Below are 12,162 nucleotides of genomic sequence, written 5' to 3' on the forward strand. Positions count from 1 at the left end.
CCCGTGCGGGCCCTGGTCGGGCCCGTCGCGCGCCCCTTTTTCGAGCGCAGGCGGTGTTCTTGATGCTGTCCGCCTTGACGCTCTGAAGTATATCCGCGCGGGCGACACGTTCCGGGTTCCGCCACGACTGCGACGTCTCCCGATGACAGCCCCCGATGATGTTCCCGCTGTGACATCGACGGTGCGCTGAGCGACAAGCCGCGACCGCTCTTGCCGCCGAACAATGTCGGGAGCAGCGGTCGGGTGAGCGCGGCCCTGCACGACTGCTGAGGGAGACACTGATGTCCGAACCTGTCCAGATGCTCGACGAGGGCGCGCTGCTCGATCGCGTCCAGGCGCCCGACGGGCGCGAGATTCTCGATGCTGCCACTCGCGAGGTGATCGGTCGCGCTCCGGTGCACACGGTGGCGGACCTCGACGCGGCGGTGGACCGCGCCTCGGCCGCCCAGCCCGGGTGGGCGGCACTCGGGCACGAGCGTCGCAGCGAGCTGTTGCTCGCGGCCGCCGACGCGGTCGAGGCGCACGCGGAGCCGTTGGCGCGCCTCCTGTCGCGGGAGCAGGGCAAGCCGCTGAACGGCCCGAACGCCCGGTTCGAGCTGGGTGCGTGCGCGGCGTGGCTGCGGGCCACGGCCGGCACGGTGCTGGACCCGGAGGTGCTGGTCGATGACGAGTCCGGGCACGCGGAGCTGGTCTACAAGCCGGTCGGTGTCGTCGGGGCGATCGGGCCGTGGAACTGGCCGTTGATGATCGGCGTCTGGCAGATCGCGCCGTCCCTGCGGATGGGCAACACCGTGGTGGTCAAGCCGAGCGAGTACACGCCGCTGAGCGTGCTGGCGATGGTCTCGGTGCTGAACGATGTGCTGCCGGACGGCGTCCTGGCCGCCGTGTCGGGGGACCGTGAGGTCGGGGCTCGCCTTGCCGCGCACCCGGGCGTCGGCAAGGTCATGTTCACCGGGTCCACGGCGACCGGGCGCAAGGTCATCGAGGCCTCGGCCGGCAATCTTGCGCGCCTCACGCTGGAGCTGGGTGGCAACGACGCGGGGATCGTGCTGCCGGACGCGGACCCGACGGTGATCGCGCAGGACCTGTTCTGGGGTGCGTTCGTCAACACGGGCCAGACCTGTGCCGCGCTGAAGCGGTTGTACGTGCACGACTCGATCTACGAGGACGTGGTCGCCGAGCTCGCGGCCGTCGCGGAGCAGACGCCGATGGGTCCGGGCCTGGACGAGGGCAACGTGCTGGGTCCGGTGCAGAATCCGCAGCAGCTCGCGATCGTGACCCGCCTGGTGGACGACGCCCGGGCGCGCGGCGCCCGCATCGTGACTGGTGGCGGGCCGGCGCCGGAGCTGGGTGAGCTGTTCTACCGGGCCACGATCGTCGCGGACGTCGCGGACGGGGTGCCGCTGGTCGACGAGGAGCAGTTCGGGCCCGTGCTGCCCGTGATCGGGTACCACGACGTCGAGGACGCGATCGGGAGCGCGAACCGGCTCGACGTCGGTCTCGGCGCCTCGGTGTGGTCGGGCGACCGGGACCGGGCGCGCGCTGTCGCCGACCGCCTCCAGGCGGGCACGGTGTGGATCAACTCCCATGGCGGCCTGCACCCGATGGCGCCGTTCGGCGGGATCAAGGGCTCCGGCTATGGCCTCGAGTTCGGCGTCGAAGGGCTCAAGTCCGTCGCAGTCCCCCAGGTCATCCACGGCTAAGGCGACGGGCCGCCACCGGAACATGGAAGAAGGCGGGACCACCTGGCTGGTGGTCCCGCCCTCTGTACTGCGACTACTGCCGTCCGGGCAGCTGCCCGGCGGTGTGGATCACTGCCCCGAGAGCGGTGGCGTGATCTGGATCAGGGCGGACTGGTTGCCCTTGAACGCCTTCTTGAGGTGGATCACGGTGCCGTACCCGACGCCGTCGTCCGCCGGGTTTCCGGTGCCGGTGATGGCACCGATGCCGAAGTCCTCGCCGAACAGCTCCGGCACGTACTCGCCCTGCTCGTCGACCATCCGCACCGTGTAGGGCGAGTTGTCGACGGACGGCACGACGGTCGACGCGTCGCTGTCGCGGTAGAACAGGCCGCCGTTGTTGAGCTCGATCCCGGGGTACCAGCCGGTGTCGTCGGTGAACGTGCGCACCGGCGCCTGTGCCTCGAAGTCCGTGCAGAACTCCACGGTGGTGTCCTCGCCCGTGATGCACTCGGTGAACGGGTACGTCGGCCGGAGGCCGAACGCCACGTTCGAGGACTGCGGGCGGGACGGAAGGTTCTTCAGCGCCGACGTGTCCGGCGTGGCCGAGTCGTCGCGCCGCAGCGGGTCGAAGTGGCTGTCCACCAGCAGCAGGCCACCCTTCGCCCCGGTACTCGGCAGGTCGGAGAGGTTGTTCAGGACATGGTTCTGGTCGCCGTAGGTCGTGTCCCGGTACCAGACGAGCATGCCTGGCGCGTTGTAGGCGATCTTCTCCACCTTCCACGCGTCGGTCTGCGGAGCCGCGTACGTCGAGTCGTACGCGTACCGCAGACCCTCGTCGAACCCGTCCAGGTTGCGCCACTCGACCAGGTAGAAGTGCTCCTGGACGGACGAGCCGGAGAAGATGTGCCAGCCGTTGCCCGTGGTCTCCGTGAAGGTCGAGACCTCGGGGGTCCAGCCCGCCTCGCCCGACTCCACGTCGTCGCTCCACACGACCTCGCTACCGCTGGTGAGCTCGAAGTCGTCGGAGAACCAGCCGCGGTCCTCGAACGCCTCGTCGGTGGCATAGCGCAGGCGCAGCTGGACGGTCTGCCCGGCGAACGCAGACAGGTCCACGTTCAGGTGAGCCCAGCCCTCGGTGGTGCCGGTGAGGCCGTACTTCTTGCCGCCGTAGTCGGCCATGCGGCCGTTCGGGTCGGCATACCCGTCCGGGGTGGTGACCTCGGCTCCGGCGTCGTCGAAGACCTTCTGCTCCTCCCAGGTGGCGCCACCGTCGGTGGAGATCTCGACGAAGCCGAAGTCCCAGTCGGCCTCGATCGAGTAGTCGGCCCAGAACGAGAACGTGGCGGCCGCGGGGACGTCGAGGGTGCGGCTCAGGCGGACATCGGCCCAGCTCTGGTCCGATCCGGTGTACCACATGGCCTCGCCGCTGTGCGGCTCGCCGAGCTCGATGTGCTTGTCCGGCAGGTTGATCTTGACGCCGTCCTGGGTGCCCTTCAGGGGGCGGGAGGCCTGGCCCACCTTGATCGCGAGCTCGTCGTCACCCGGGTCCACCTCGACCGGGTCCACCCAGCCGAGCACCCACTTGTCCCAGATGCCCATGTGCGTGGGCATCGACTGGAAGATGGGACCGGAGTGCGATCCGGAGCTCATCAGGTCCCAGAAGTCCACGTCGGAGTCGCCGCCGCTGGCCGTGTCGTACAGGTCGGGCAGGCCGAGGTCGTGGCCGTACTCGTGGGCGAACACGCCGACGCCGGAGTCCTCCGGCTGGACGATGTAGTTGGAGAGCCTCAGGTCGGTGCCCGGGATGGGCGCGCCACCGGGGACCGTCGAGGAGTGGGCCCAGATGGCGTACGTGCCCTGCGCGCCGCCGCCACCGGACTTGTCCTCACCCGCGTGGACGAGGACCACGTGGTCGATCACACCGTCCGGCTCGTTGACGTTGCCGTCACCGTCCCGGTCGGCCTGGTCCTCGATGTCGTAGTCCGCCCACGGGAAGTCGGGCTGCATCTCGGCGAGCTTCGCCACGGCGTCGATCGGGAGCTGCCCGGGACCGGCCGGGTTGTCCGGGTGCCCGTTCATGGTCTGGAAGGCGCCGGCCTCCCACTCTCCCTCGTCGTTGAGGAAGCAGCGCTGCGCGCCGTACCAGGCTTCGGAGTGCGGCACCTTCACCCAGGGGGTCGCCGAGCCGCTCACGGTGTACGCGCCGCGCGACATCTCCTCGTACATGTTCTTCATGGTGTAGCCGGAGATGTCGATGCCCGGCCGGCCGTCCGGCCCGGTGAGGTCGGGTCGGACACGCTCGGTGATGCCCTCCTCCGTGAAGAGCATCTTGTCGAAGTGCTCCGGCGAGAAGTCCTCGACCCACATCGTGTTGTTGTCGGGCTGCGAGGCCTCGGCGGGGTTCGGGATGTTGTTGTGCAGCGGGCCGTTCTGGACGTTACCCGGCATGCACTCCGACGAGCCCCAGAAGGTCGGCACCATCTGGTCGGTGAAGTCGTCGTTCGCGTTCTCGTCGAACTCGACCAGGATCGTCAGGAGCCTGGCCTCCTGGGTGCGGGGCGCGCTCTTGTAGCGAGCCTGCTTGATCGCCTGTGGGCTCTTGCCCGTGCGGACGGCCTCACGCTCAAGCTTGGCCAGCTGTTCCGCGGCCGCCGGGTTGCCGCTGGAGAACTTCTTCGCGAGCTCGTCCGAGGCGGCCTGTACCGAGGCGTCGACGCGGACGCCGGTCTCGCCCTCGGCCTTGTGGACGATGCTGCGGCCATCGGCCGTGATCTCGACGTCGTCGCCGACCTCGGGCTGGGCGGCGACGTCGGCGTAGTTGATGTAGTGCTCGGAGCTCTTGATGGCAGACGCACCATTGCCGGTGGCCGACACCGTCGTCGCTCCTCCGGTCGCCGCGAGTCCGGCGACGGTGAGCGCGACGACAGGAATCGCGGCCACCGTGCTCCGTAGCGCACGTCGGGTGGGTGTTCTCATTCTTTCTCCCAGGTCAGGTCGTCAACGTTGACGGCAGAAGGCCGCGGGATGTGGCGGCGGCTTCATGCCTACCGGAACCCGACCCATGGCGAAAGCCGAAATGGACGTTTTCCTCCGTTGCTAGGCGACTTCACCCGCAGACTATGGACATTTCTCCATGTTGACGTCATCATCGTTTTTGCGAGATTTAACCCGACAAATGGCTCGCTGGGCGACGTGGCCCGACCGAGCCTTCATCGAAAGGGAACCGCATGCCTCGAGGAAGACGCACGGCAACCCTCAGACGTCTGATCACCGGCACCGTCGCCGCGGTGTGCATCGCCCTGGTGCCGGCCGTGGTCACGGCCGCGCCGGCCCAGGCCGCAAGCACCTGTGCCAGCGGCGGCAACATCGCGATGGGCAAGTACTACGTGGTCAACAATCTCTGGGGCAGCGGATCCGGCTCCGGATGGCAGTGCGTCTGGGACAACTGGCAGTCCGGCGACACCATCGGCTGGGGCACCAGCTGGGAGTGGAGCGGGCAGTCCAACTCGGTGAAGAGCTACTCCAGCGCCGTCCTCGGCTGGCACTGGGGCTGGCAGCGGCCCGGCACGGAGCTCCCGGTGCGGGTCGGCGACAACCGCAGCGTCCCGACCACCTGGAACTACAGCGTGACCGGGTCGGGCACGATGAACGCCGCCTATGACCTGTGGCTGCACACCCAGTCGAATCCCAGCGGGTCGAACAACCCGAGCGACGAGATCATGATCTGGCCCTACAAGTCGGGCGGGGCGGGGCCGGCCGGCACCTACCAGACCACGGTCAACCTCGGCGGCGGGAGCTGGGACCTGTACCGCGGCTGGATCGACGCGGGCAACGGCGTCGGATGGAACGTGTTCTCGTTCGTCCGCACGTCGAACACCACCTCGGTGAACTTCAACCTGCGCGACTTCACCAACAACCTCGTGAACCGAGGGTGGCTGAGCAACAGCAAGTACCTCACCAGCGTCCAGGCGGGTACCGAGGTCTTCATCGGCAGCGGGCGGCTGGACACCGAGAGCTACTGGGTCGACGTCCAGTAAGCCTGTTCGTCCTGAGCGAGGCAGTGGGCGGTCATCGTGGATGACCGCCCACTGCTTTCTCGTTCGCTGCGTCTCGTCTTCAGGATGGTCGTTGAACGACTCGATCCCGGTGTTGCCGGCCCGCCTCGGGACTGTCGCTCACGCCCCTGCGGTCGGTGCTGCGGGAGCGTGCGCGTTGAACCGTTCGAGGTCGTCGTCCAGGGCGCGGTAGGTCTCCGGCCGGTTCCTCCTCAGGTAGGCGCCGTACCCGATCCCGCAGGCGAGGGCGAGCGCGAGCAGGAGTGGCATGAGCCGGATGACCAGGGCGTCCGAGCCCGCGACGATGTCGAAGTTCACGACGGCCATGACGACGATCGCGAGCAGCCCCAGGAACCCGATGCCCGGCGCCACGAGCGTGCTCCACAGGCGCCGGTCGTGGCTGCGGCGGAAGTGCACGACGATCGACAGCGCGGCCAGCCCCTGCAGGACGAGCACGCTGAGCGTGCCGAAGCCCAGCATGGCGGGCACGAGCGTTCCGATCGGGTCGGCGCCCGCGACCACGAACAATCCGGCGACGACGGCGGAGAACCCCGCCTGCACGAGTCCGGCGACCTGTGGCGCCCCGCCCGGTCGCGTCCGAGCGAGGGCTCGCGGCAGCACCCTGGCACGACCGAGGGAGTAGAGGTACCGCGTCGCGGAGTTGTGGAACGCGAGCATCGCCGCGAAGAGGCTCACCAGCAGCAGGACCATCATCACCACGGTGAGGGTTCCGCCGAGGTAGGTCTGGGCGAGGGCGAAGATCAGGTCGCCGGACTCCAGGTGGTCGAGCGCGGTCTGTTGTGCCTGTGCGACGCCGGCCGCGCTCACCACGGCCCACGTCGTGACGCCGAGGATCACGCCGATCGCCGTGATCGCGGTGTACGTGGCGCGGGGGATGGTCCGCAGGGGGTCACGAGCCTCCTCGCTGAACAGCGAGGTGGCCTCGAACCCGAGGAAGCCGGTCGCGGCGAGCAGCAGGCCGATCGGCAGCGACCCGGACAGCACGGACTCGGCGCTGAACGCGCCGGCGTCGTACCCGGTCTGCACGAGGACCGAGATGTCGAACACCACGAGGATCAGCACCTCGAGCACCAGCGCTACGCCGAGCACCTTCGAGCTGAAGTCGATGCCGGCGCGGGCCAGCACGAAGCAGACGACGATCGACGCCAGCCCCCAGACGTACCAGTGCAGGTCGAACCCGGTGAGGTCGGCGATGATCATCTGCATGAAGAAGCCGCTGGTGCCGATCGTGCCGACGACGAAGAAGTTGTAGCCGAGGGTCGCGATGAATCCTGCGACGAGGCCGCCGGTGCGGCCGAGTCCTCTGACCACGAAGGCGTAGAAGCCGCCGGTGTTGACGAGCTGCTTCGACATCTGGGCATAGCCGATCGCGAACAGCAGCAGAACGACGGCGACGAGGAAGAACGACACCGGCGTTCCTCCGCCGTTGCCGAGCGCGATCGCCAGCGACGCCACGACGACGATGCCGGTCAGCGGCGCTACTGCGGCGAGCACCAGGAACACGATGCCGGCCACGCCGAGGGCGTTGTGCCGGAGGGCGGTGGACTCTGCGCTGGACTCTGTGGGGGACTGAGCGGCGGTGCTCACGTCGGCTCCTTTGCCTGTGATGGGAATGCCTGTGGCCGAACGACTGCTCTGCGTCGGATTCTGCGCGGCACGTCCGGAGCAGTGCTTGCCGAACAGTGCACAGTGCTGTTGCGCGCGTGCAGACCACGGCCGGAGCGGTACCGACCGGGTGGTGCTGCTCGCAGGATGGTCGTGCGGCGGCGGCACCATGCCGACCGCCGCCGACGAACGAGGGGACGAGCAGATGGACGTCGGGCTGGACGGTCGCGTCGCACTGGTCACAGGGGCAGCCGGCGGTATCGGCCGTGCGGCCGCCGTACGGCTCGCCGCCGAGGGGTGCCGGCTCGCGCTGGTGGATCGGCACCTGCCGGACGCCGCCGGGTTCGAGCCCGACCGGGTTGTTGCGGCGTCCGCGGACGTGACCGACGAGACCGCTCTCGCCCGGACCGTCGCGGAGGTCGAGCGCCGGTTCGGCGGCCTGGACGTCGTGGTCGGCTGTGCCGGGGTCTCGGGCCCGGTGGGCACCCCTCTCGACGAGGTGACGCCCCGGCAGTGGCGCGAGGTGATGGACGTCAACGTGACCGGGAGCTTCCTGCTCCTGCGTGCGACAGCGCCCCTGCTGCGCCGGTCACCGCACCCGGTGGCCGTGCTCGTCGCCAGCGACTCGGCCCTGGTCGTGTCGCCCGGGATGGCTCCGTACTGCGCGTCCAAGGCGGCGGTACTCCAGCTCGCGCGCGCCGCGTCCGTCGATCTGGCGCCGATCCGCGTGACGGCGGTGTGCCCGTCGATCGTCGACACCCCGATGAGCAGGGCGGACCTCGGCATCGAGCTCGGCCTCGCCGGCGGGTTCGACGACATGCCGTACCCGGTGCAGACCCCCGACGAGGTGGCGGCGAGCATCGCGTTCCTGTGCTCGCCCTGGGCCAGGGCGATCAGCGGTACCGGGCTCGTCAGCGACTTCGGGTACAGCGCGAGGTCGGGTTTCCCGGCCTGAGGCGTCGGCGGCTGCCGGCACACGACAGAGGGAGCAAGGATGGGATTCGCAGGAGCGGACATCGACGGGAAGGTCGTCGTCGTCACCGGCGGCGGCACGGGGATCGGCGCGGCGGTCGCCGAGCGGTTCGCCGCGGAGGGCGCGCACGTCGCCGTGCTCGGTCGCCGCCGCGAGCCCTTGCAGCAGGTCGCGGACGCGACAGGCGCCCTCCCGGTCGTGGCCGACGCGGCCGACACGGCGTCGGCGCGGGCCGCCGTGGGAACGGTGCTGGAGCGGTTCGGCCGGATCGACGTGCTGGTCGCCAATGCCGGCGGGCACGGGTACTCGTCGGTGCTCGACACGGACGACGTTGCCTGGGAGGCTGCGCTGCGCGCCAACCTCACGACCGCGTTCACCACGGCCCGTGAGTGCCTGCCCGCGCTCGTCGAGGCCCGGGGGAGCATCGTGATCGTCTCGTCGCTCGCGGGTCTGTTCGCGGGACCGGGTGTCGCCGGCTACACCGTCGGCAAGCACGCCCTCGTCGGGCTCACCCGCACCCTGGCTCGCGACTACGGGGCACAGGGTGTGCGCGTCAACGCCGTCTGCCCCGGCTGGGTACGGACCCCGATGGCGGACGCCGAGATGGACGAGCTCGCGGACCGGGCCGGGCTCGCGTCGCGGGCAGAGGGATACGCGAAGGTGACGTGCGACGTGCCGTTGGGGCGGCCCGCCGAGCCTGCCGAGATCGCTTCGGTCGTCCGGTTCCTGGGGTCGGGGGAGTCGTCGTACGTCACCGGCGCCGTGCTCGTCGTCGACGGCGGGGCGCACGTCGTCGACGTCCCCACCATCGCGTTCCAGGAGGGGAGCGCGTAGTCACGGTCAGCGGTCCATGCGGCGGTCCGCACGGGCAGTGCCGGGCGCACGGGCAGTTCCGGGTGCATGGACCGTGCCGGGTGCGCAGAGCGTCAAGCGGACGGCGCCCAGACGCAAGACGCGACGGGGGCCGTGCTTCGAGGATCGCAGTGCACGTACCGGTGGTGCCCCTCGCGACGGAGCGAGCCGACGGCACCGCGGTCTCCGACGTGACACGGGAGAAGACCGATGACCGAACGACAGAAGAACGTTCCCCGCCGGCAGTTCCTCCAGGGTGCGGGAGCAGGCGTCGCTCTGGGCGTGCTGGGCGCCGACAGCGCCGCTGCGGCCCCGGGGCACGGCCCCGGGCGCGGGTACCGGAAGGCCGACCTGCTCCTCTACAACGGGAGCATCCTGACGCTGGACGGGACGTCCAGGCCTCCGGCGGAGGCCATCGCCATCAGGAACGGCGTGGTCCAGGCGGTCGGCTGGGGGCGCGACCTGCGCCGGCTGGTCAACGCACGCACGGAGGTCGTCGACCTCGCCGGCCGCACCGTGATCCCCGGCGTCAACGACGCCCACCTGCACGCGATGGGCTTCGGGACGAGCCAGCCGCCCCTCACGCTCGACGTCGGCAGGGACGCCGTCGACTCGATCGCGGCCATCCGAGACGTCGTCGCTGAAGCGGTGGCCGCCAAGGAGCCCGGTCAGTGGGTTCGCGGGCGCGGGTGGGACCAGGGCTACCTGGCCGAGGGGCGCTACCCGACCCGCCACGACATCGACGAGGTCTCGCCCGACCACCCGGTCCACCTCACGGAGTGGTCGCACCACGCCGTGTGGGTGAACTCGAAGGCGCTCGAGCTCGCGGGGATCACCCGGGACACCGCCGCGCCACCCGGCGGCGAGATCGTCAAGGACGGAGCGGGAGAGCCGACCGGGCTCCTGCTGGAGGGGGCGGCAGGGCTCGTCGGGGAGGTGCTTCCCGACTTCACCGAGGACGAGAAGCGGCAGGGCCTGCGGTTGGCCGTGGACCTGATGCACCGGTACGGGATCACGTCGTGCACCGAGCCCGGTACCGATCTGGGCTCGGTCGCGCTCTACCGCGACATGCTTCGCTCAGGGGAGATCCGCCAGCGGTTCACGGTCATGCTCGCGGCATCCGCGGCCGGGAACCTGCGGGAGACCCTGGCGAGAGCGCGCCGGCTCAGGACGGACAAGGCCTGGCTGAACGTCAGCCAGGTGAAGATCTACGCCGACGGCGTGCCGACCCAGGCTCGCACCGCATGGGTCTCCGAGCCCTACGTCGGGGGCGGCACCGGAGGCCTGACACTCCCCGGCGGCTCGCAGGAGGAGCAGCTCGCCGTCCTCGGCGAGTGGGTGCGCACGGCGCACGAGATGGGCTTCCAGGTGGGCACCCACGCGACCGGGGACCGGACGATCGAGGCCGCGGTCGATGCCTACCAGGCAGCAGTCGCGGAGCTCGGTGACACCGGGCTGCGGCACTACGTGATCCACGGCGATCTTCCCCACGAGACCGTCCTGCGCCGGATGGCGGCGTCGGGCTTCGGGCTGAGCTTCAACCCGCAGATCAAGCGTTCGCTGTCGCACCAGCTCGTCGACGTCATCGGCCGCGAGCGTACGGACTACCAGTGGCCGTACCGCACAGCGCTCGACCTGGGGGTCCACGTCGGCAGCGCCTCCGACGCCCCGGTGGTCGGGTTCCCGGACTTCCGTGAGGGGGTCACGGCGATGCTCACGCGCCGGAGCCTGGCGACCGGGGAGGTCTTCGGCGCCGCCGAACGCATCGGCCTGGACGAAGCCGTCGCGACGTACACGACCGCGGGCGCCTGGCAGGACCACGCCGAGCGCTGGAAGGGCAAGCTCACCGAGGGCATGGCGGCAGATCTCGTGGTCCTCGACGGGAACCTCGTGGAGACGACGCCCGAGGAGATCGTCGACCTGCCGATCGGCATGACGTTCGTCGGCGGCGAGCTCGTGCACGACGCGAGCTCCGGGACGTCGTCCGATGCGGCGGCCACGTCGTCCACCGGGGCGACGGTGGGCCTGGCCGGGTACATGTCGCGCGGCTGCTGTCACACGTAACCGCTGAGGCTCCCCGCACCTGCGGGAGTGACCTTGGTTGTGGGCGCGATCCTTGCGACTTCACGTCCGTTTTAGGCGCAACGATCACGCCCACAACCACGATGTGGCGCGGTTCAGGGCGCGCCTGTGGTGTCCAGGATCTCGGCTCGTGCGCCGACCGGGAAGTTCACCGTCGACGTGGTGTCGAAGCCGTTGTTGCCGAAGATCTTGCCGTCGGTCCGCATCGCCGTCAGGTCGACCAGGAGGAGCCCGAGGGTGGGCACGATCTTCTCCCGCCAGACGAACAGCGTGAGCCCGTCCCGCAGACCGACGTGGTGGCACCGGTCGGTATCCGCCAGCCCTTGTTCGACGCCGCGCAGGCAGTGCCACGTGTAGAGGTCGGGCGTGAGGTAGATGTGCTCGTACTCCTCGTTCGGCGAGTACGTGTACCGGTTGCGGAACCCGACAAGCTCCGTGGTCGGGGCGTGCGGCGGCGCCGTCGTCCCGGCGACCCGACCGTGCCGGATCCGCGCCGTGACGCCGGTCGGGTCGTCGCCCCGCTGGACGCGCGTGTAGGCGGACTCGGCGCGGACCACGTCCGTCGGGAGCTCGCCCTCGACGAGGGTCACGAGCCCGGCGTCGGCGTCGAGCACGAAGGTCGTCGAGGTCGCGCCGGCGATGCCGTCCACGAGGTAGAGGCCGCTGCGGAGCGACGTCACGCGGACCGGCGCCTCGGCGTCCTCGCCCCACCGGGCGACGCCGTCGGCGAGGGTGAGTGTCAGGCGCTCCCCGAGGTCGAGCTCGAACGACGCGCCGTCGAGGTCGGAGACCGGTTCGAGGGTGTTCGCGTCGGGCGCGAACCCGTCACCGAGGGCGCCGACGGGGATGAAGGATTCGGACATGGAGTGCTCACCTTGCTCTCGGAGGGATG

General features: G+C 70.0%; 8 protein-coding genes. 5 read left to right on the forward strand and 3 right to left on the reverse strand.

Annotation, left to right across the window (positions count from 1 at the left end):
• Positions 1-281: 281 nt before the first annotated feature.
• A complete protein-coding gene (locus EW117_RS12850; protein ID WP_422890800.1) occupies positions 282-1,703 on the forward strand; it encodes an aldehyde dehydrogenase family protein in 1,422 nt (473 codons plus the stop codon).
• 108 nt (positions 1,704-1,811) lie between these two features.
• Here the strand turns inward: EW117_RS12850 and EW117_RS12855 are convergent, their stop codons facing one another.
• Positions 1,812-4,658: an immune inhibitor A domain-containing protein gene (locus tag EW117_RS12855; RefSeq protein WP_129787119.1), complete on the reverse strand. Its 2,847-nt coding sequence runs from the start codon at positions 4,656-4,658 to the stop codon at positions 1,812-1,814.
• A 251-nt stretch (positions 4,659-4,909) separates the two neighbouring features.
• On the opposite strand from EW117_RS12855, the gene EW117_RS12860 reads away from it, so the two are divergent.
• On the forward strand, positions 4,910-5,719 hold the full coding sequence (locus EW117_RS12860; RefSeq protein WP_129787120.1) for a GH12 family glycosyl hydrolase domain-containing protein: 810 nt from the start codon (positions 4,910-4,912) through the stop codon (positions 5,717-5,719).
• Between the two features lie 138 nt (positions 5,720-5,857).
• Here EW117_RS12860 and EW117_RS12865 read toward each other — a convergent pair whose 3' ends face one another.
• Positions 5,858-7,345 carry an APC family permease gene (locus EW117_RS12865; protein WP_129787121.1) on the reverse strand — a complete coding sequence of 496 codons (1,488 nt, stop codon included), beginning with the start codon at positions 7,343-7,345 and terminating at the stop codon, positions 5,858-5,860.
• A 151-nt stretch (positions 7,346-7,496) separates the two neighbouring features.
• Here EW117_RS12865 and EW117_RS12870 point away from each other — a divergent pair, with 151 nt between their 5' ends.
• From EW117_RS12870 to EW117_RS12880, 3 genes are all read left to right on the forward strand, one after another.
• Positions 7,497-8,318 (forward strand): SDR family NAD(P)-dependent oxidoreductase, encoded by an 822-nt coding sequence (locus tag EW117_RS12870; RefSeq protein WP_242504268.1) that lies wholly within the window; start codon positions 7,497-7,499, stop codon positions 8,316-8,318.
• Between the two features lie 39 nt (positions 8,319-8,357).
• Complete coding sequence (locus tag EW117_RS12875; RefSeq protein ID WP_129787122.1) at positions 8,358-9,170, forward strand: SDR family NAD(P)-dependent oxidoreductase; 813 nt, start codon at positions 8,358-8,360, stop codon at positions 9,168-9,170.
• Between the two features lie 228 nt (positions 9,171-9,398).
• A complete protein-coding gene (locus EW117_RS12880; protein WP_129787123.1) occupies positions 9,399-11,252 on the forward strand; it encodes an amidohydrolase in 1,854 nt (617 codons plus the stop codon).
• Between the two features lie 113 nt (positions 11,253-11,365).
• Here EW117_RS12880 and EW117_RS12885 read toward each other — a convergent pair whose 3' ends face one another.
• Positions 11,366-12,133: a MoaF C-terminal domain-containing protein gene (locus EW117_RS12885; protein ID WP_129787124.1), complete on the reverse strand. Its 768-nt coding sequence runs from the start codon at positions 12,131-12,133 to the stop codon at positions 11,366-11,368.
• Between the last annotated feature and the right edge of the window lie 29 nt (positions 12,134-12,162).

Source organism: Promicromonospora panici, assembly GCF_900608595.1.
Lineage (GTDB): Bacteria > Actinomycetota > Actinomycetes > Actinomycetales > Cellulomonadaceae > Promicromonospora > Promicromonospora panici.

Excerpts from the sequence above, each read along its gene's own strand:
- EW117_RS12885 (WP_129787124.1), bottom strand. The coding sequence starts at position 12,133 with ATGTCCGAATCCTTCATCCCCGTCGGCGCCCTCGGTGACGGGTTCGCG.
- EW117_RS12880 (WP_129787123.1), top strand. The coding sequence starts at position 9,399 with ATGACCGAACGACAGAAGAACGTTCCCCGCCGGCAGTTCCTCCAGGGT.
- EW117_RS12875 (WP_129787122.1), top strand. The coding sequence starts at position 8,358 with ATGGGATTCGCAGGAGCGGACATCGACGGGAAGGTCGTCGTCGTCACC.
- EW117_RS12860 (WP_129787120.1), top strand. The coding sequence starts at position 4,910 with ATGCCTCGAGGAAGACGCACGGCAACCCTCAGACGTCTGATCACCGGC.
- EW117_RS12850 (WP_422890800.1), top strand. The coding sequence starts at position 282 with ATGTCCGAACCTGTCCAGATGCTCGACGAGGGCGCGCTGCTCGATCGC.
- EW117_RS12855 (WP_129787119.1), bottom strand. The coding sequence starts at position 4,658 with ATGAGAACACCCACCCGACGTGCGCTACGGAGCACGGTGGCCGCGATT.